Annotated in this window: 19 protein-coding genes and 5 pseudogenes; 16 read left to right on the forward strand and 8 right to left on the reverse strand. The window is 67.1% G+C overall.

The features are described from left to right. The first annotated feature begins 79 nt into the window (after positions 1-79). Entirely contained in the window at positions 80-346 is a 267-nt protein-coding gene (locus OG568_RS56670) for a hypothetical protein (protein ID WP_329537797.1), read from the forward strand. Further along, a pseudogene (locus OG568_RS56675) lies at positions 343-1308 on the forward strand (ISAzo13 family transposase); the annotation flags it as partial. The gene OG568_RS56670 and the pseudogene OG568_RS56675, both read left to right, overlap by 4 nt. 86 nt (positions 1309-1394) lie before the next feature. Here the strand turns inward: OG568_RS56675 and ltrA are convergent. Further along, positions 1395-2657, reverse strand: a complete 1263-nt coding sequence (gene ltrA / locus OG568_RS56680) for a group II intron reverse transcriptase/maturase (RefSeq protein WP_329537798.1) — start codon at positions 2655-2657, stop codon at positions 1395-1397. A 584-nt stretch (positions 2658-3241) separates the two neighbouring features. Here ltrA and OG568_RS56685 point away from each other — a divergent pair. Continuing rightward, positions 3242-3966, forward strand: a pseudogene (locus OG568_RS56685) (ISAzo13-like element transposase-related protein); the annotation flags it as partial. Beyond that, a pseudogene (locus tag OG568_RS56690) lies at positions 3960-4586 on the forward strand (Bax inhibitor-1/YccA family protein); the annotation flags it as partial. The pseudogenes OG568_RS56685 and OG568_RS56690, both read left to right, overlap by 7 nt. A 298-nt stretch (positions 4587-4884) precedes the next feature. Here OG568_RS56690 and OG568_RS56695 read toward each other — a convergent pair. Further along, entirely contained in the window at positions 4885-5463 is a 579-nt protein-coding gene (locus OG568_RS56695) for a TetR/AcrR family transcriptional regulator (protein WP_329537799.1), read from the reverse strand. Between the two features lie 200 nt (positions 5464-5663). Between OG568_RS56695 and OG568_RS56700 the strand changes: the two are divergent. The 4 genes and pseudogenes from OG568_RS56700 to OG568_RS56715 form a co-directional block, all read left to right on the forward strand. Then, positions 5664-6022 (forward strand): annotated as a pseudogene (locus OG568_RS56700) (NAD(P)-dependent oxidoreductase); the annotation flags it as partial. Between the two features lie 163 nt (positions 6023-6185). Continuing rightward, positions 6186-7202 carry an alcohol dehydrogenase catalytic domain-containing protein gene (locus OG568_RS56705; protein WP_329537800.1) on the forward strand — a complete coding sequence of 339 codons (1017 nt, stop codon included), beginning with the start codon at positions 6186-6188 and terminating at the stop codon, positions 7200-7202. A 598-nt stretch (positions 7203-7800) separates the two neighbouring features. Further along, complete coding sequence (locus OG568_RS56710; RefSeq protein ID WP_329537801.1) at positions 7801-8352, forward strand: hypothetical protein; 552 nt, start codon at positions 7801-7803, stop codon at positions 8350-8352. Positions 8353-8587: 235 nt separating this feature from the next. Then, positions 8588-9043: a MarR family winged helix-turn-helix transcriptional regulator gene (locus OG568_RS56715; protein ID WP_266434795.1), complete on the forward strand. Its 456-nt coding sequence runs from the start codon at positions 8588-8590 to the stop codon at positions 9041-9043. Positions 9044-9061: 18 nt separating this feature from the next. Here OG568_RS56715 and OG568_RS56720 read toward each other — a convergent pair whose 3' ends face one another. Then, on the reverse strand, positions 9062-9184 hold the full coding sequence (locus OG568_RS56720; protein WP_329537802.1) for a hypothetical protein: 123 nt from the start codon (positions 9182-9184) through the stop codon (positions 9062-9064). A 123-nt stretch (positions 9185-9307) separates the two neighbouring features. Here OG568_RS56720 and wrbA point away from each other — a divergent pair, with 123 nt between their 5' ends. Continuing rightward, complete coding sequence (gene wrbA, locus OG568_RS56725) at positions 9308-9919, forward strand: NAD(P)H:quinone oxidoreductase (RefSeq protein WP_329537804.1); 612 nt, start codon at positions 9308-9310, stop codon at positions 9917-9919. 348 nt (positions 9920-10267) lie between these two features. Next, positions 10268-10561 carry a muconolactone Delta-isomerase family protein gene (locus OG568_RS56730; RefSeq protein WP_266593281.1) on the forward strand — a complete coding sequence of 98 codons (294 nt, stop codon included), beginning with the start codon at positions 10268-10270 and terminating at the stop codon, positions 10559-10561. A 326-nt stretch (positions 10562-10887) separates the two neighbouring features. Here OG568_RS56730 and OG568_RS56735 read toward each other — a convergent pair whose 3' ends face one another. The 4 genes from OG568_RS56735 to OG568_RS56750 all read right to left on the reverse strand — a co-directional run bounded on the left by OG568_RS56735 (position 10888) and on the right by OG568_RS56750 (position 15052). After that, positions 10888-12102: an MFS transporter gene (locus OG568_RS56735; protein ID WP_329537805.1), complete on the reverse strand. Its 1215-nt coding sequence runs from the start codon at positions 12100-12102 to the stop codon at positions 10888-10890. A gap of 145 nt (positions 12103-12247) precedes the next feature. Next, a complete protein-coding gene (locus OG568_RS56740) occupies positions 12248-12733 on the reverse strand; it encodes a lipocalin-like domain-containing protein (protein ID WP_329537807.1) in 486 nt (161 codons plus the stop codon). Between the two features lie 109 nt (positions 12734-12842). Next, positions 12843-14426: an aldehyde dehydrogenase (NADP(+)) gene (locus OG568_RS56745; RefSeq protein WP_329537808.1), complete on the reverse strand. Its 1584-nt coding sequence runs from the start codon at positions 14424-14426 to the stop codon at positions 12843-12845. Next, positions 14423-15052 carry an isochorismatase family cysteine hydrolase gene (locus OG568_RS56750; RefSeq protein WP_329537809.1) on the reverse strand — a complete coding sequence of 210 codons (630 nt, stop codon included), beginning with the start codon at positions 15050-15052 and terminating at the stop codon, positions 14423-14425. The genes OG568_RS56745 and OG568_RS56750 overlap by 4 nt, the downstream gene beginning before the upstream one ends. 174 nt (positions 15053-15226) lie before the next feature. Between OG568_RS56750 and OG568_RS56755 the strand changes: the two genes are divergently transcribed. After that, positions 15227-15814 (forward strand): TetR/AcrR family transcriptional regulator, encoded by a 588-nt coding sequence (locus OG568_RS56755; RefSeq protein ID WP_329537810.1) that lies wholly within the window; start codon positions 15227-15229, stop codon positions 15812-15814. Between the two features lie 127 nt (positions 15815-15941). On the opposite strand, the gene OG568_RS56760 is transcribed toward OG568_RS56755, so the two are convergent. Next, the gene (locus OG568_RS56760) at positions 15942-16553 is read right to left on the reverse strand and encodes a TetR/AcrR family transcriptional regulator (RefSeq protein ID WP_329537811.1); all 612 of its coding nucleotides are present in this window, start codon (positions 16551-16553) and stop codon (positions 15942-15944) included. A gap of 168 nt (positions 16554-16721) precedes the next feature. Between OG568_RS56760 and OG568_RS56765 the strand changes: the two genes are divergently transcribed. The 5 genes and pseudogenes from OG568_RS56765 to OG568_RS56785 all read left to right on the forward strand — a co-directional run. Then, positions 16722-17270, forward strand: coding sequence for an ester cyclase (locus tag OG568_RS56765; protein ID WP_329537812.1), 549 nt, complete (start codon positions 16722-16724; stop codon positions 17268-17270). Positions 17271-17406: 136 nt separating this feature from the next. After that, on the forward strand, positions 17407-17796 hold the full coding sequence (locus OG568_RS56770; RefSeq protein WP_329537813.1) for a hypothetical protein: 390 nt from the start codon (positions 17407-17409) through the stop codon (positions 17794-17796). A gap of 201 nt (positions 17797-17997) precedes the next feature. Next, positions 17998-18627, forward strand: coding sequence for an HAD-IA family hydrolase (locus OG568_RS56775; RefSeq protein WP_329537814.1), 630 nt, complete (start codon positions 17998-18000; stop codon positions 18625-18627). 48 nt (positions 18628-18675) lie between these two features. Next, positions 18676-19038 carry an NUDIX hydrolase gene (locus OG568_RS56780; protein WP_329537815.1) on the forward strand — a complete coding sequence of 121 codons (363 nt, stop codon included), beginning with the start codon at positions 18676-18678 and terminating at the stop codon, positions 19036-19038. 156 nt (positions 19039-19194) lie between these two features. Continuing rightward, positions 19195-19461 (forward strand): annotated as a pseudogene (locus OG568_RS56785) (MFS transporter); the annotation flags it as partial. Positions 19462-19483: the final 22 nt, after the last annotated feature.

The following is a 19483-nucleotide window of genomic DNA, read 5'->3' on the forward strand; positions in this document are numbered from 1 at the left end:
TCGTCACCGGTCAGAATGGTTACGACTTCCCGAGACGGTTCCGCCTGTGACCCGCAGCGGACTGAGAGGAACGAATCACGTGAAGAGCAGCAATCCGATCTTCTCCCGCCGGGGCTTCGACCGTCCGGCCGGCGCCGGTTCCGCGGGCGATCACCTCGTCAACCCGTACGCCGGAGTAGGTGGTTCGAGCCTGCTCAAGGAATCCCCGACCGTCCGGATGACGATGCCGATGACGATGACGATGGACGACGTGATCGTCCGCACCGCGGCAACGCTCGGGACCGTGGTGGGCCCGTATTTCAATAAGTGCTCGGCAGAGGGGTGTTGGTGGGAGTCTGAGATATGACCCCGTGTCTGTCAGGCCGCGTTGCCGCTCGTGCTCTGCGGGCCAAGTTCGATCAGATCCTGCCGCACTTCGATGAGCGCCGCCGTCGGTTGTACCTGGCCAGTGAGGCGACGGCCCTCGGCCGCGGCGGGATCGTCCGGGTCGCCGCCGCCTCCGGCACCAGCACTGCAACCATCGCGCGAGGTATGGCCGAGTTGGCCGGTTGCTCCTCACCGACCCTGCGGGTCCGGGCTCCAGGTGCGGGCCGCAAGCGGCTGACAGTCACCGACCCTGGTCTGCTGCCCGCGCTGGAGTCGCTGATCGAGCCGCACACCCGAGGCGATCCCGTCTCCCCGTTGCGGTGGACCACGCTGTCGTTACGGGCCCTGGCCTCGGCCCTCACCACACAGGGCCACCCGATCAGCGCTTCAACCGTCGGACACCTGCTGCACACCCTGGGCTACAGCCTGCAGGGAACCGCGAAGACGACGGAGGGCATCAGGCATCCGGACCGCGATGCCCAGTTCACCCACCTCAATGCCACCGCCGCCGAGTTCCTCAACGACGCCCAGCCGGTGATCAGCGTCGACACCAAGGCCAAGGAATGGCTCGGCAACCGGGACCGGCCCGGTCGCACCTGGCGGCCGGGCAAGAACGCGATCAAGGTGGACTGCCACACGTTCACCACCAACGACCAGCCCATGGCGATCCCCTACGGGATCTACGACATCGCCAACAACACCGGATGGGTCAACGTCGGCACCGACCACGACACCGCCCAGTTCGCGGTGGAGTCCATCCGACGCTGGTGGCAGCACCGCGGACAGGCGGACCACCCGAATGCCGGCAGGCTCCTGATCACCGCCGACTCCGGCGGCTCCAACGACCCCCGGCGCTGGACCTGGAAAAGCAACCTTGCCGCCTTCGCACGAGAGACCGGCCTGGAGATCACGGTCTGTCACCTACCGCCGGGGACTTCGAAGGTCGGGTAGCCGGAGGGAGTCACACCCTCCGGCTCCCACAGATCCGTACGTGACGATCTCTCGTCATACGGCTCTTGTCGTCCTGATCACCAGGCCAAGGAGGGGGAACTGATCCATCTCCACTGCGCGAACATCCCCGGGCGGCGCTTGGCTGCCCTCTGGAAGGCCGCGATGGCCTTCCTCATCGCGCGAAACCGTCTGTACTTGTTGCGTAGCCAGCGCACCAGGTAGGCGTTGATGCGCATCAGAATTGGATACAAGGCCGATCGATAGAACCGGCCGTAGTACTGCATCCAGCCCGCGACGATCGGATTGATCCGCTGCGCGAGTTCTTCCACGGTGAGGTTGACCCGCCGGTGAAGCCGCCAGGAGCGGACCTCCTCGCCGAGTCGTTTGAGGGCGTCCCTGCTGACCGCGGGACGGAACGACCATCTGATGCGGCCGTTCTTGTCCCGCATCTGGCGCTGTTGGAGCGTGAACCCCAGGAACGTGAAAGACGTGTGCTCGTACGAGCCGCGCCGCAATCCGTCCCGGCAGTACACGATCCGGGTCTTGGCCGGGTGCAGACACAGCCCGACCTCGGCCATCCTGTCCGAGAGCGCGGCCAGCACTTGGTGGGCCTGGCGCTCGGTGACGCAGTGCACGACCGCATCGTCCGCATAGCGTTCGAACGAGACAGCAGGGAACTCCCGGGCCATCCAGACGTCGAACGCGTAGTGCAGGAACAGGTTCGCCAAAACGGGAGAAACCGGGGCTCCTTGTGGCGTCCCGCACTTCCGTTCCAGCAGGGTGCCGTCGGGCATCTTGAGCGGGGCAGCAAGCCACCTCCGCACATACAGCTTCACCCAAACGGCGTCGGTGTGCGCTACCACCGCCTTGACCAGGAGGTCCCAGGGCACACTGTCGAAGAACTGGGAGATGTCGAACTCGACAACCCAGTCCCGTTTCCAGCTGCGTTCCCGACACTTCTCCACGGCGTCCAAGGCGGACCGTCCGGGCCGGTATCCGAAGCTGTCCGGATGGAAAATAGGATCCACCCTCCGCACCAGATGCCGGGCCACGACGGCCTGAGCCACACGATCAGCGACGGCGGGAATCCCGAGGGTTCTCTCGCCGCCTCCATGTGGCTTGGGAATGGCCACCGCACGCACCGGCGGAGGAAAGTAGGAGCCCGACGACATCCGGTTCCAGACCTTGTAGAGGTTGTTCTTCAGGTCTTTCTCGAAGTCGGCGATGCTCTGTCCGTCCACTCCCGGTGCCCCCTTGTTAGCCCTGACTTCCTCCCATGCTTCCTTGACTTCCCACTTAGAAATCTCAAACGGCTTGGCCTGCGACTTCAACTGGCTCACCGAACTCCTCCCGGACACCGTCCGGTTGATGCGATCAACTCAGTCACGGACGACCCGGCCCCTTCGCTCCACCCCCGTTATAGGGGCTTCTCCACTACTACGAGCCGGTCCGCCGGCGCGTCCCGCATCGGTACTCGGCCCCTTCACGGCACAACCGCTCGGGGTGCTCCCTCTCGCGCGCCCCTACCAGGACGGGCTGTATCGGTACGCGCCTTCTCCAGTTCCACATGACCGCAGCAGATCAGGTTCACGTCGTCTCCATGCCGGACACCGCCTGGCCAGTCGACGGGCTCCCGCCAGGCTTATCCCGGGACGGTTCCAAGCTCCCCGGTTTTGATGTCGTCGGAATCTTTTCGACACGTCAGCAACGATTCACTTGCGTTCGTCTCCCTGATCCCCACCTGACGCCTCTTGGACGCCTTTTCCTCATCGCTCACCACGACAGTCTTCGGCTAACGCGGCATGAGGCGGTTTGAAGTCTCCCCCCGCAGGGCGACTTCGAAGGGCCAATCCTTCATCGGTCACGCAGCACTGCTTCGAGTAACTCGTCCTACATCGAATTCCCCTCTGCATTCAGGACACACTGGAACAAGATAGAGCACCGGATGTTCTGTCATATCACCGCGAACTGGCGGGGGCGGCCGCTGACCAGCTACCAGGTCGTCCTCGAGACCATCGCCGCCACAACAACCAAGACCGGCCTGACCATCGGGGCCGAACTGGACACAGGCAACTACGACCTCGGCATCAGCGTCACACCCGCCGAGTTCCACACCCTTCCGATCACACCCAACACCTTCCACGGCGACTGGAACTACACACTGTCTCCCGTTCCACCGCGAGCGCCAGACGCGCCGACAACGACACACCGGACCGACCCGGCCCTGACCGCGATGCTCACCGATCCGGCCCTGACCGGCATGTCACGAACCGCCTTCGAGCATTTAGTGGCGGTCTCGGAGCCTTTCTGGGACGCCTTGGCCGAGGCAGCATTCCAGCGACGCTTCCACCGCCCGCGCAGCTACCGCCACCCACAGACCAGCAGTGTGGACCACACCCACCGGCTCCTGGCAGCCATCCTGCGCCGCCGCAGAGCGGTGACCATGACGTTCCTGGCCCAACTACTGGGCGTCAACCGCACCAACCTGTCCATCCAGTACCAGGACGCAAAACGGCTCCTGGACCTGCACCGGATCCTCGTCACGCCGATACCCGGATCGCCCGCCCGCACATTGGAACAGCTACACGCCCGAACAACCCCCGCGGAAACCCGTCGCTGACAGTTATTGAAATACGGGCCCGGTCCTGACAGCGGCACTGTCATGGGTGCTGCTGCCCGTCGACCAGGACGCGCTCGGCCGCTCCTACGGGATCGCCGTCACCGCCGCCCTCACCGCCTTCGTCCTCTCGCTCGTCCAGACGTTCAAGCGCACACCGTCCCCGGCCCTGATCCTCGGTTACGCGGCGTTCGAAGGTGTCTTCCTCGGCGTCATCTCCGACACGACGTCGACATACGTCGCACCCGGCGTCATAGTCCAGGCGGTCCTCGGCACCTTCGCCGTGTTCGCGGGTGTGCTGATCGCGTACCGGATGCGCTGGATACGTGTCACCCGAAGGTTCTTCGGCTTCGTGCTCGCCTCCGCCACTGGCTTCCTCCTGCTGACGGCCGTGGATCTCCTGCTCTCCGCCCTCGGCGCGGGCAACGGCCTCGGACTCGGCAGCGGCGGACTCGGGGTCGTCTTCGGCGTCGCCGGCGTCCTTCTCGGCGCGTGCTTCCTCGCCCTGGACTTCAAGCAGGTCGAGGACGCGATCGCCTACGGCGCGCCGCGCGAGGAGTCCTGGCTGGCGGCCTTCGGCCTCACCGCGACCCTGGTCTGGATCTACCTGGAGGCCCTTCGCGTACTCACCATTCTGCGGGACGACACCTGATCCGCCCGAAGTCACCCGGTGTGTGAGCCCCCGCGGGTGAAGGTCCCGGGCGACGGCGCTCGGGACCGAGGCTCTTCGACCAGCCGAAACCCTTCACGCCGCTGTTGTCGATGCTCACGGAGTTGTGATGCGTGGAGACCCTCCCCCGGATGTTCATCGAGGTCGCGGTCGCACATTCGAAGAAGCGGACCCAGTGCGCCACCAGGGACGTACCGGGTCAACCACTCGCAAATGAAGCCCGGTTGCGCGGCAACGGTGGCGGGTGCCGCCACCGGAGGACGGCCATCGGGCGGGACGGTCAGTGCGGGCGCAGCACCACGTCGAAAACCGTACGGAAGAACGCGTCCACGGCCGCAGCCGACTTGTCGGCGCGTGCCGCGATCAGCGTCCCCTCCCACGCGCTGAGGATGAACAGCGCGGTGGCCTCGGTGTCGAGATCCTCGTCCACGTCACCCGCCTCCTGGGCCTCGGCGAGGACCTGCCGGATCTGCACCGCCCATCGGTCGAACCCCTGCTTGACCGCGGCCCGGATCTCCTCGTTGTGGTCGGCGACCTCCGCGCCGAAGTTGCCCACCAGGCATCCACGGACGAACCCGTTCTCCACCGTGTCCTTGCTCAGGAACTCGAAGTGCGCCCGGAGCCTCTCCAGCGGGGGACGACCCGGCGCCGTGAACATCTCGAAGCGCAGGGAGGCCCCGTACCGGTCCAGTGCCTCCAGGGCGCTCTCCTCCTTGCTGGAGAAGTGGTTGTAGAACGAACCCTTGGGAACACCCGCGGCCTTGACGATGTCGCTGATGCCCGTGGCATTGAAGCCCTGCGCGTGGAACTGCCGGAAGGCCGCCTGCGCGATCTCCTCCCGCTTGGAGGCTCGTCCCATCATTCCCACCTTCTGTCGAACATCTCCGGGCGCCTGACGAGACGCCCGGACACGGCTCCGCAGATACGTGCGCGGCCAGTGGGTCTGCAACGTGCGAGTCGTGGAGGCTGGGGGCCGCTCAATCAAGATGACCGACCATATTATAGTCGGGAAGTCGCACAAGGGTCCTGAGGTCCTTCTCCTCACCCGGCGCCTCGAAGGTCATCTCGGTGCCGCTCACCGAGAGGACGCGCCATCTGGTGGACGTGGACTTCTTGAAGACCATGAAGGACGGCACCCTGTTGGCCAATGTGGCACCTGGTGCGGTGGTGAACACCGAGGCACTGCTCGCGTAAGTAGAAGGCGGCCGGCTTCACGCGGCCCTGGACGTGACCACCCCGAGCCCCCGCCCAGGGAACATCCGCTGTGGGCCGCGCCGGGCGTGCTCATCAGCCCCCATGCCGGCGCGTTCACCACCGCGTTCCTGCTGCGGGTCAACGCATGCTCGCCAGGCATGAACCGCCTCGCCCGCGGTCAGGCGCCGCACAACGCCGTACTGGCCGTCCCCGCCGCAGGCTGAGGCGGCTTCGCCACGCACGAGGTGCACCAGAGGACGGGAGATGGGCTAGTGTTTTAAGACGACCGGTCATTTTGAACTGCACCGCGCTACCGCGGTGTGCCACGGAACCGCTGGTCGGCACCCAGCCCTGCCCTCCCGGGCAGCACCACACTCAGGAGCAGTCATGTCCACATACCGGGCCTTCGAGGCCACTGGTGTCCATAACCTGCAGCTGGTCGAGCGCGAGCTGACCGATCCCGCACCCGGCCAGGTGCGTCTGCGCGTGGAGGCCTGCGGCGTCTGCCACACCGACGTGCTGGCCGTGGAAGGCCTGCGCAGCGACCCCTCACGCCCCCTCGTTCCCGGGCATGAGATCGTCGGCGTCATCGACGCCGTCGGGGCCGGCGTCACCACCTGGCAGCCCGGTGACCGCGTCGGCGTCGGCTTCCTGAACGGCCAGTGCTGGGAGTGCGAGCCGTGCCGCCGCGGCGACTTCGTCAACTGCCTCAACCAGGAACAGACCGGAACCACCATCGACGGCGGATACGCGGAGGTGGTCTACGCCCGGGCCAGCGGCCTCGTGCGCATCCCCAAGGGCCTTTCGGCCATCGACGCCGCTCCACTGCTGTGCGCCGGACTGACCACCTTCATCGCCCTCCAGCAGGGACCCACCCGAGCCGGCGCCCTGGTCGCCGTGCAGGGCATCGGCGGCTTGGGACACCTCGCCCTCCAGTACGCGCGCAGCCTCGGATACCGGGTCGCCGCCATAGCCCGGGGCGAGGAGAAGGAGGCGTACGCACGGCAACTGGGCGCCCACGAATACATCGACAGCACCAACACCGACCCCGCGGCCGCACTCAGCGCCCTGGGCGGCGCCTCCCTCATCGTCGCCACCGCCTCCAGCGGATCCTCCATGAACCCGCTGGTCCGCGGCCTCGCACCGGGCGGCAGACTCGTCGTCGTCGGTGCCGCACCCGACCCACTGACCGTCGCCACCCCCGACCTGATCTTCGGCACCCACTCCATCCTCGGCAGCCTGACCGGTTCCTCCATCCAGAACGAGGACAACCTCGCCTTCAGCCTCGCCCACGACATCCGCCCCAGCCTCGAAGTCATGCCCTTCACCAAGGCGCCGGAAGCCTACGAGCGCATGCTCTCCGGCAAGGCCCGTTTCCGCGTCGTGCTCGACACGGCGGCCTGAGCCACCCGGTGGTGCCGGGGCGGAACACCCCCGCCCCGGCACCGGCCCTGGCCATCGAGTACGCGAGCCGTGCCGGTCAGGCGGCCGTCTCCGTCGGGAACCCCGCGCGGAGCTTGCGCGGCTTCACCACCATCGCATGGTGTACCGCCTCGATCGGGTCGGCCTCCGAGAACGGATCGTTGTAGGTACCTCCCACCACCTCCCTACGGCTGTGCGGTTCTCCGTCACAGCAAACAGAGGCCCGAAGCAGCCTCCGCCTGCGCACTGTAGACAGAGACAAGTGCCCGAAAGCTGCCGCACGTGTGACGCCGGGCCGGTGCGGTGGACGAGCGCCGGAAGAGGTACACGTGCGTCGCGCGTCACGTCGCTCCGGGCCGCGCGCCGCCCGGCATGTCTCACACCGATCACACCCGGCACACTGGTTACGAGCCCGAATTCCGACCTCGCATTTTCATGTGCTTCCGGCGGGGGCGTAGATGCCTCTTTCGGCCGACACGTCGACGGCCGGCCGCCTCGGGTAATGCCGCACATCTGCACAGTCGTGAGTACCTCGATACCATGCACGGCGCAGCGCCATTGGGTAAGGGAGTGAACGGTTGTGACCAGCCAACCAGCCGCCACGCTCCGATCACGGTACGTGGAACAGGCCGTGTCGGATCTTGAGCGAAATCGCCATCGACAGCTTCAACTCGCCGAACAGCTCAGGATGTTGAAAGAAGAGGAAGCTCTCCTTCAGGAGATCCTGACGCTCGCCGAGCGCTACGAGGGTTTGTCCGACCCACTGCGGCTGCCCGAGCAGGCCCAGGAAGGACCCGTGCCGCAACGGGTACGGCGGGTGTCCGACGCCGCCTCCGCACGCAGGGCCACCCGCACGACCAGCGGCACGGCGAAGTCCGGCGCGAAGGGGAAGTCGCGTCGGCCTCTGCTCGGAGACATGTTGCTGACCCTGCTCGCCGGCCATGACGAGCCGCGCCTGGCCAAGGAAGTACGCAAGGAGTTCCTACAGAAACATCCGGACCGGACTCCGACACCCCAGGTCGTGCGGAACACCCTCGAGTCGCTGGTCGCCAAGGGGCGCGTCGAGCGGCACCGGCAGCACCACTCGGTGACGTACACCCTGGCGAAGGCGCCGGCGGATCAGCCTCAGTAGCCCGGCCGGCCGATGTGCCCTGCCGGGCTGGATGCCTGGGCGGGGCACACGGGTACGGGCCTCGGCGACTTTCCTATGCAGATGCTCGTGTCCGTATGCGTGACGTGATACGTATTCGATGATCCGAGAAACGTATATCTATCCGGGTCCCGGATATCTCCGCATGGAAGGAAGCCGACCAACGGCCCGTACGGTCGTCGCCTTCGTCTGTGGAGCGCCACTTACACTGTGCCGCATGGCAGACGTGAAGAATATCGAGCCCCTCGATCCAGACGAGGAGGCCTTCCTGCGGGCGCTGGGCAGAGTAATGACGCTTTTGCCGCGGGTCGTCGACGCGGACATGCTGGAAGAACACTCGATTTCCAGCGTTGAGTACATGGTATTGGTGCACCTCTCCGAGGCGCAGCACCACCAGATGCGAATGAGTGAGCTCGCAAATATGTGCGGGCTGTCGCTGAGCGGCATGACCCGAGTGGTCAACCGGCTCGAGTCGCAGTCGCTGGTCCTGCGGGAGAAGGCGCCCGACGACGGGCGGGCGTGGCTCGCCGTACTCACCAGCGCCGGATGGACCCAGCTGAAGCAGGTCTGGCCCACCAACCTCGCGAGTGTCCGGCGCCACGTCTTCTCGCACCTGGACGGCTGTGACATCGCCGCTGCCGCGAAGGTGCTGGAGCGCATAGCGCCCTGCTGACGCCGGGCCGCCCCGGAGTCATTGGGCAACCTGCGCCGCCGTCGGCATGACGGTTGTCTCGTCACGGACGCGCGACGCCACGGCGGTGAAACCGTTCACCCACCGCCGGACAGCTCCGCTCGCCAGGATGCTGGTTGTCATCTACCTGGATGTTATGTAGCCTCCTCATTGAGTCCGGCCGTCAGTCTCGACGACTAATCTAAACTAGACGACCGGTCGACTATATCAGCTTCATCCGAAGCCCCTCATGAAATGAGCGCCCCCATGGCCACTCCCGTCAAGCTCGCCATCGTCTACTACTCGTCCACCGGCACGATCACGGAGATCGCCAAGGAGCTCCACGACGCAGGCGTCAAGGCCGGCGCCGAGGTCCGTCTTCTGAAGGTCGCTGAGCTCGCTCCTCAGGCCGCCATCGACTCCAACCCGGCCTGGGCCGCCAATCACGCGGCCACCGCCGGGATCCCCGAGGCCACCCCCGAGGACATCGAGTGGGCCGACGCCGTTGTCTTCGGCACACCGACCCGCTTCGGTAACGTCTCCTCCCAGCTCAAGCAGTTCATCGACACCCTCGGCGGCCTGTGGGCGGAGGGCAAGCTCGCCGACAAGGTCTACAGCGGGTTCGTCTCCACCGCCACGGCTCATGCCGGCCAGGAGTCGACCCTCCTCGCGCTCTACAACTCGGTGCACCACTTCGGCGGCATCACCGTTACCCCTGGCTTCACCGACCCGCACAAGTTCGTCGACGGCAACCCGTACGGCACCTCCCACGTCGACGCCCAGGGCGGCAACCCCGTGGACGACGTCACGCGCACCGCTGCCGGCATCCAGGCTCAGCGCGTCGTCAAGATAGCCACTGCGCTCAAGGCTGCTGCCTGACCACACGCAAACCTGTCGGCACCACCCCGGCGGTCGCCGACGGACCGCACCAACTGCAGCGTCCGACACATACATGGATCCGCCGGCCAATGGTCCCCGCGCCTTCCCTGAAGCATCAGTGGAGACGGGTCTCTGAGCCCTGAACCGGCGGCACCACTCGGGGCCCGGCGCGTGCGAGCTTCATCTTCACCGCGCCGGGCATGCGGCCCCAACTCGCCGTCTGGCGACGACGCGCCGACCTGTTTGCATTGAGCCGAGACAGAGACCGACTCTTCCGGCATCGCAGGGGTTCCTCACAGACGGTCGCGAAGCCCTGCGCCCCCCGAAGGAACGAGAGAGGAAGAGACCATGAAGGAGTTCCTGGTCGAGCTGACCACCAGCGTGCCCGAGGGGACCGACCAAGGAGAGGTCGACCGGCGCCGCGCCGCCGAAGCCGTGCGGGCCAAGGAGCTCGCCGCCGAAGGTCACTTGTTCCGGCTATGGCGCCCGGTCGGGGAGCTTCGCAGCATCGGCATATGGTGCGCCGACGACGAGGCGGAGCTGCGTGCGAAGGTCCTGGGAAGCCTGCCCCTGTGGCCTTGGATGACCGCGGTGATCACTGCCCTGCAGTCGCACCCCAACGATCCGGGCCTGACCGACTGAGTCTTCTGGCACGGCACCTCACTGCCACGGCACGGTGCGCCGATCACGACCGCCACACTGAGGCGGAAGTCCATGCCTTGCCCAGCGATTCGGCGCACCAGGCCCGCAGAGGTGCTCTGGAACCAAACCACCGGTGGTACTCCAGCAGGACTTCTGCATTTCTCCTGGTCAACGGCCTGGCGGTGGGGTGGGCCGGGCGACGGACCCGGATCTCGGTGCCGTCGCGGCTTACCGTGTACGGAGATCCGGCCGCGCGCTCTACCGTCGGCTGCTGGTGTCGCCGACGCGACCGTCGTCCTCCGCATGCGTCTCAAAGGTGTCGGCGGCTACGGTCGTCCAGCCGGCTGCGCAGGGGGCGCGCAGGGCGTAGCCCACCAGGACGACGCCCGCGAGCACCAGGAAGCCGAGTCCGCTGAACACCACACCGGCCCACCCCAAGGCAGAGAACAGCACCCCTGCGACTGCGGATCCGACGGCGCCTCCGGCGAAGACCGCGAAGATGTATACGGTGTTGAGCCGAGCTCTGATCGCGGGGGTGCGGCGAAGATACGCGCCTGGTTGGCTATCTGACCGCTGGTCGTCCCGTAGCCGAGAAGGTTGCAGCCCACAGCGAGGGCGATGAGTGACTGGCCGGCGAACCCGAACAGCGCGAAGGCGAGCAGCGCCGACGTGAGGGACAGGACGTTGACGTTGCGCGTGCCCCATCGGTCAGTGAGGCGCCCCGAGTAACGGGCGGCCAGGGCGCCGGGCACGCTGAACAGACCGAAGAGTCCGATCACCGCGGGGCCCAGTGAGATCGGGGCCGCGGTGAGGTGGAAGGCGAGTGCCGACCAGAAGGCGGAGAAGGCCGCGAAGACCGTCGCTCCCAGTGCGGCCGACAGACGCAAGGAAGCGTGTTCGGCGATCAGCTTGGGGAGCGACGCCAGCAGATGGAGGTAGCTCTCCGAAGCTCCGGTCGGGGTCGGCCGGTCGTCCGGCATGTAGCGCGGAAGGACCAGGAGCAGGGCTCCGGTGACCAGGGCAGCGATGACGAATCCTGCCCGCCAGGTGCCTGTGGCCTCGGCAATGAGGCCGGCGGCGGTGCGCGAGAGCAGGGCGCCCATGGTGAGCCCCGTCCCCACCGCTCCCAGGACGCGACCGGCATTGCCGGGAGTCGCCATGGAGACGACGGTCGGCATGATGACCTGTGGCAGCACGGTGCTGGCAGAGAGTATGAGGGTGGCCATGCTCAGCAGAGCGACCGAGGGGGCGAAAGCGCCCGCGAGGAGGGCGGTGGCAGTGACGGCCAGCAGAAGGATGGACAACCGGCGAAGCCGAACGGTGTCAGCAAGCGGGACGATGGCGATGATGCCCAGCGCATAGCCGATCTGTCCTGTCGTGGCCACCAGCCCGGCAGCGGAAGGTGCTATCCCGAAGCCCCGGGCGATCTCGTCGAGGAGCGGCTGGGTGAAATAGATGTTGGAGACGGTGATCGCAGTCGCGGTGGCGAAGACGGGGATGGTTCCCCGCTTGACGTCCGCGCGGGTGGCTGCGCTGGTCATGGGGTCCTTATGTGCGTGCAGCACGGGTTGTGATGGGCGGAGGCGCGATCGCGTCGACAGGACGCGACAGCGGCTGTCACGTCAACTCTGCGGAACGATGTGCAGGGCCCACTTCGCGAGAAGAGGCGGCGGTCGCGGGCCGCGGTCAGGCCGGCCTGCTCCAGGTGAGTTCGGCTGTACGTTCCGCGCCCCACAGTCGGGTGGGGGTGGCGACGCCGAGTTTGAGGAGCGCGCCTTCGAAGGTCACCGTCCGGACCTGGGAGCGTCCGATCCAGTTCGGGAAGAGGCTGGTGGTGACGCGGTGTTCGACGGTTGTGGGATCGACGACCTCGAACGGCCCGCCGTAGGCGACGTAGCCGGCCGCCGCCTGGGCCAGTTCATCGGCCGCCGCGTCCTCGAGACGTGCCGATCTCATGGGTGGGCGGTCGCCGCGCCCCAGCTGGGCGGACATGTATCCCTGCGGGGTGTAGACGATCAGGCCGTGCGGGGTGGGGCCGAGGGGGTGGACGACCTTCCCGTCGGTGCTCGTGGCGGTGTAGGACACGAGTTGCCATGCGCCGAGCAGCCTTCTACGGATCTCTTCGCGGGCCTCGCGTTCATAGCGCGCGGCGGTGTGGTCTGTGGTGGTCATGGAAGGGACTCCTTTCGTTCCGGTCGTTCCGGTTGTTCCAGTTGTTCCGGTCGTTCCGGGAGAGCGAACCGGCCCCGTTCGGGAGGGCGAACGGGGCCGGTGGCAGCGGTCAGCGCCGGCTGAGCTCGCCGTCGACGAGCCGCCACAGGTGCAGCGGGTTCGCTGCGCGCAGTGGCTGCGGCAGGAGTTCGTCGGGGAAGTTCTGGTAGGTGACCGGACGTAGGAACCGCTCGATGGCGCCCATGCCCACGGAGGTGAAGCGGCTGTCGGAGGTGGCGGGGAACGGGCCGCCGTGGGTGGAGGCGTAGGAGACCTCCTGCGGGATCGAGAAGGCGTTGAACACGATGCGGCCGGTGCGGCGTTCCAGGATCGGCAGGAGCTGTTCGGCGGCGGCGCGGTCGGCGGCCTCGGCGTGCAGGGTGGCCGAGAGCTGTCCGCGGAAGGCGCGGGCCACTTCGAGCAGTTGATCTGGGCCAGTCAGCCTGACCAGCAGGATGGCGGGGCCGAAGACTTCCTCGCGCAGGGCGGGTTCGGCCAGCAGTCGTTCACCGGTGACCTCGTACAGCAGGGACTGGCCGTCCCCTGCGCCGACCGGGGCGGATCCTGCGCCGATCAGGCCGGCGCCGTTGTCCTCCAGCCGCCGCACGTTGCGGGTGTAGGAGTCGTGGATGGAGGGGGTGAGCATGGTGCGTGCGGCCGCCTTCTCCACCTCGGCCGTCGCCGCGTCACGCAGTTCCTGGAAGCCGGGTCCGTCGACGGCGAGGAGGATGGCGGGCTTCAGGCAGGCCTGTCCGACGTTGTACATGGCGCGCTGGATGAGGCCGGCGCCGATCTCGGCGCCGCGGGCCGCCAGGGCGGCGGGCAGGACGAAGGTCGGATTGACGCTGGTCATCTCGGTGAACACCGGGATGGGGTCGGGGCGCTGCTGGGCTCGGCGGTAGAGGGCCATGCCGCCGGCCTCGGAGCCGGTGAAGGTGACCGCCCGGACCAGGGGATGGTCCACCAGCGCTTCACCGATCTCGTTGCCGGCGCCCCGGACGAGGGAGAAGACGCCTTCGTGCAGTCCCGCCTCGGCGACGGCCTGCTGGATGACACGGCCCTGGATCTCGGACGCGCCGGGGTGTGCGTTGTGGGCCTTGACGACGACGGGGCAGCCGGCCGCTAGGGCCGAGGCGGTGTCGCCGCCCGCCACGGAGTAGGAGATCGGGAAGTTGCTGGCGCCGAAGATCACCACGGGGCCCAGGGCCACCTTCTGCAGCCGGTGATCCATGCGCGGCGCGGGCGGGCGGTCCGGCTGGGCGGGGTCGATGGCCGCCTGGAGGAAGCGGCCCTGACGGACAACGATGGCGAACTTGCGGAACACGGCGGCGGTGCGGAGTGCCTCGCCCTCGAACTGCGCGAGGGGCAGGCCGGTCTCCAGGGCGGTACGTGCGGCGAGTTCGTCCTTGACCGCCTCGAGCTTGTCCGCGATGAGGTCCAGGAACGCGGCCCGCTCGGCCAGACCGGTGTGGCTGTAGCTGTCGAAGGCCTCGTCGGCGAGGCGCAGCGCACGGTCGACCTCGGCGGCGCCGCCGAAGGCGAACTCGGGCTCGATGAGCTCTCCGGTCGACGGATCGAGCGCCTTCATCGTTCCTGCGGCGGCGGGCACGCGGGCCGCTCCGATCAGCAGCTCTCCGGTCAGTTCTTTGCTCATGCGTGTGCTCCTTCGATCGCGGCGGTGAGCTCGTTCGTGGTGACGATGGCGTGGGCGTAGGTGGGGCCGTTCAGCTCGTGAGCGGCGTGCATCATTTCGGGGAGGAAGGCCGCGGTCGCGTCGCGGACCAGCGTCACGTGGTACCCGAGCTCCATGGCGAACCGGCCGGTGGACTCGATGCAGGTGTTCGCGAGCAGACCGACGATCACCACATGGGTGACGCCGTGCTGCTTGAGCTGGAAGTCCAGGTCGGTGTTGGCGAACCCGCTCTGCGCCCAGTGCTCATGAACGACGACGTCGCCGGGCTGCGGCTGAAAGTCGGGGTGGAACTCCCCGCCCCAGGTGCCACGGGCGAAGCTGTGCCGCTCCATGATGGCGCGCTGGGTCGGATTGGGATGATCCCAGCTCTCGTAGTCGCCCTGCTCCCAGCGCCGATGCGGAACGAAGATCACGCGAGCGTCGGCCCGGCGTGCCGCGGCGACCACGGAACGCAGGTTGTCCAGCAGACCGACCTCCTTTGCCATGGGCTCCAGGAGCGGCCAGATCTTGCCGCCCTCGGACAGAAAGTCGTTGTAGGGATCGACCAGCAAAACGGCCGTATGGCGGGGGTCATAGGTCTGGGACACGGTTCCTGCTCCGATCTGGATGATGACTAACATGCAGTTACTAGATTATGGCCATCATCCTGAAAGTCAAATAATCAGCACTCGAGCTGCCTCTGTGCCACCCGGGAGTATGATGAACATCATCCAGTTGCGCGGCGTCCCCACAACGCCGCCCCCCGGAAGGCAGGCACGGACATGGGCCACTCACAGGCAGAGAAGGCGGCGACCCGCGCACGCGTCCTGCAACTCGCTTCACGCAAAGTCCGCACCGAAGGCGTCACCCGCCTCGGCATCGCGGAACTGATGAACGAGGCCGGACTCACCCACGGCGGCTTCTACAAGCACTTCGCCTCACGCGACGACCTGATCGCCCAGGCCGCAGCCGTCGCACTGGCCGAGGGCACAGCAAAAATGGAACGCGCCGCGAACAAGAACGAGCAGGACGCACGCGCCGGCCTCATCAACGCCTACCTCACCAAACGACACCGGGACGCACCGGCCACCGGCTGCGCACTCGTCTCCCTCGGCGCCTCCGCAGGACGCAACGACTCAGACTTCAAGGACGCCTACGAGCAACAGGTCCACGCCTACCTGGAACTCATCGAAGGCCTCGACGACTCCGACGACACCCGCGCCGAAGCCATGCTCACCCTCAGCGCACTCGTCGGCGCCCTGCTCATGTCCCGGGCCGTCGCCGACAACAACCTCTCCGACGAACTACTGCAGACCGTCGCCGAACGCCTGAAGCAGCGCGGGCCACAGGCCTCACCGACCCTCGCCTGACCACACCCGCAGGCCCGAGCACCAGCCCGACCCGTTCGCTCCCGCCTCGCCCAGCCCAGCTCAGCGACCGCACCCGACCGCCACCTCGTTACGCGAACCGCACATGCTCCAGCGAGACGAGCCGGTGTCAGAGGACTACGGCAACACCGATCCGGCACAAGACGCCCTCGGCCCGCTCCCACGTCCGGCCACTCTCCACCACCAACGTCCGCCAGCCCAGGGGCCCGAACCAGTACCACAGCAGATCGACCGTCTCCTCGACCGGACACGGGGGCGCCGGATCCAGCGTGTGCAGATGACGGGCGACGGCACGCAGCGCGTCCCGGTAGGGGGCGGTCGCGCGCTCCAACAGAGCCTCCCCGTCCTCATGGACCGGCAGTGCCTTGTGGATCGCCTCGTGCACAGCGAACTGGCTCTGGTTGCCCAGACGCGTTCCGTGTGCCAGCGCTTCGAGGACCCTCTCCGGCATTCGCAGGGCGAGCACGCCCTGTGTCGCCTGCTCGTAGCCGGAGGCGACCACGCCCTGGTCGATGATCCTGTTCAGGATGTCGTTCTTGCTGCCGACGCTCGAGAACACGGTCTTCGACGCGACCCCGGCGGCCGAGGCGATGTCGGCCACGGTCACACGTCCGTACCCGCGTTCCGCGAACAGCTCCGTGGCATGACGAAGGATCAGCTCTCGAGTACGGGTCGCGCCCTGCTCACGCAACGGGGACACATAGGGACGTCCCGGCGGCATAGAACGATGCCAGCAGCGTGTATTCATTAGGTATGCTACTACTCCAATAATGCTGTGCCCGGTCTCGTGCCGAGGTCGGCGTCGGCGTCGGCCGTAGCCGGACCCCCGGTTCCCGGACGGTCACAGCACCGAATGACATCGCCCGCGAAAGGCATCACCACCATGGCAATGGACACTTCGGAACTGGGCCGCGGCCTCTTCCGCATCCTTGAGACAGGAGATCCCGCACTGGCCGTCGAGGTGGTCCACGAGGACTTCCACAACCGCGAGGCCGCGGTCTCACCGACGGCCTGCTCAACTCCCGGGCCCGCCGGAGTCCTCGCCTCGAGCGCCTGGATGCGCTCCGCTTTCAGCGACCTGCGTTTCGCCGTCCTGGGAGTCGTGTACGACAGCGACCAGGTCTGGGTGCGGCTTCGCATGCAAGGCCGGCACACCGGGGCCTTCATCCGCTTCAAGGACGGCGCGCTCGACCAGGCCGTGCCTCCCACCGGACGCGAGATCGACTTCGAGCAGATACATGTGCTCGGCCTGCGCGACGGCAAGGTCGTCACACACGAAGCGGTACGCGACGACATCACCATGCTCGGCCAGCTCGGCGTGTTCCCCCCGGCCCCCTCCGGCATGCTGCGCATGATCTCCTGGCGCCTGACCGGACGGGCCACACGCGCCGCCACCCACGTGAGCGCACAGGCGGCCGCGGCAGCCGCCCAACTGTAGGGAAAACCGGGGCGCGACCGCCTGCGCCCCGGATCACTCCGGATCGTCATCGCCGCCCGAAGAGCTACACGGCTCACCGATCCGCGCCACCGATCACGAAGAAGACCACTGATCCCCAGCAGGAAAGCCGAGACACATGCACATCAATAAGAACGACGCGCCGGCCACCGTCGAGACCCCGGGATACACGGGAAAGTGGGCGGAACTGGGCGACATGCACTACGCCTTCGAGACCTGCGTGGACGGCTACAGCATGGACGACCTCCTCACCGCGTTCCCCGACCGCGCCTGCCCCGTCGAGCACTGGGGTTACCTCTTCCGCGGTGAAGTCCGCGTCAAGTACTCGGACGGCAGCGAAGAGTTCCTCAAGGCCGGGGACGCGTTCTACATCAAGCCCGGCCACCGGCCCTACATGACCGCCGAGACCGAACTGCTTCAGCTCACCCGGGTCGCCGACCACCACCACCTCGTGAAGACGTTCACCGAGGCCGGCCTCCTCGGCGGCGGAGAACCCGCCCAGGCATAGCCGCCCACGCCCGGCGTCGGAGATCGCACGACGAACGGCACGGATGACGGTCACAGGCCGTGGGTTTCCCTTGGGGAATCCGTTCGACGCCACTGACCGTATCCGTGCTTTCGCCTCGCCGACACCGGGCACGGTTCGTGCCGCGGCTCGGCCTGCTTTCCCAGATCGACACATCAACCTCATCGCTGTTGGAGTTTCCGCATGTCCCACCACGCAGGCCTCGTCCTCGACTTCGGCGGGGTGCTCACCACACCACTGCTGCCCGCCGTGCTCAATTTCGAACAGCGCGAGGGACTGGCCGAGGGCGCGTGCATCACAGCGCTGTACCTGGACGAGGAAGGGACCCGGCGCACCCATGAGCTGGAGCGCGGCACGATCACCCAGGACCAGTGGAACGAGGCCGCGGCGGCGCGACTCGGGGTCGCTCCGCACAACCTGATGGGCAGGATCTTCGCCGACCTGCGCCCCGAACCGCTGATGATCAACGCGGCTGCCGCGGCACGACGAGCAGGGATCAAGGTCGGCATCCTGTCCAACTCCGTCGGACTCGCGCCCTGGAACCTCTACGACGGATACGACCTCGACGCGCTGTATGACGCCGTGGTGATCTCCGAGCACCACGGAATGCGCAAGCCTGACCCGGAGATTTTCCTGGCCGCGCTGAAGCTTCTGGAACTGCCCGCCGAGCAGTGTGTCTTCGTCGACGACACCGCTGATTACCTCCCGGCAGCGGCCGATCTCGGCTTCGCGACGCTCCACGCGAAGGCACCCCGGCAGACGATTTCCCAGCTTGAGGACCTGCTCGGGGTGTCCCTGACCGAAGAGGTCTAGACGGCAACCGGTCAGCGCGATCCGAAGGTCACTGGTGTGCTGGGTGGCTTGACGGGTGCAGAGAAGGTTTCTGGGCGACACCCGGGGGCTCGCTGGAGAGACGAGACCTACAAGGCCGCCGCACACCGCGAACTGCACGGAGAACTCGGCGTCGACGAGAAGGACGTCAAGCTGGGCGCCCAGCTCGCGGAGCGCAGCCAGAACCACGCCGTCGGCGGACGCGAGGTCTGCCAGATCGAACGGTACTTCCCCGTCCGCCTGACGGCTGCCGACGTTGGCCCGGCCCGCGCCACGCAGACCGAGAACATCCGGACCGCCGCTGGTGGACGCTGGACGAGTCGCGGGCCACCCGACGTCGTCGGCCTGAGTCGTCAGGTGCTCGGTCCGGGCCACGCCGCGAAGTACTCATGACGGGGCGCGAGCAGCGTGTCGATGTCCGCCGCATCACTCATCTCGTGTCATCGAAAGGTGACGCAGCCCCTCTGAGCTCTGCTGATGCACCACAGGAACGATCAGAGAGACTTTGTTCATTGGACGGATGGGTTTAAGGGTCCATACGTTCGAGGCATGCCAGCTCTCGATACCGGTGCGTCCACCACCACGGGCGCCAATGCCACCGCCCTGTTCGCCGCCGCTTCCCGTCTGCCTCCGGGCGGCGCCGGCGACCGCCGGATGAGCCTCGCCCTCTTCCTCGTCAAAGTCGCGACCTTCGCGCTCCTCTACTACTCCACGCAGGCCCTGCTACCGCTCGCCTCCCGTGACTTCGGGGTGACGACGAGCGAGAGCAGTTGGACGGTGTCGGGCACGACGGGCGGACCGGCGCCGTTCGTCCTGCAGGCCGTCGTCGCCGCGCTGG

The organism is Streptomyces sp. NBC_01450, from assembly GCF_036227505.1.
In the GTDB taxonomy this organism is placed as follows: domain Bacteria; phylum Actinomycetota; class Actinomycetes; order Streptomycetales; family Streptomycetaceae; genus Streptomyces.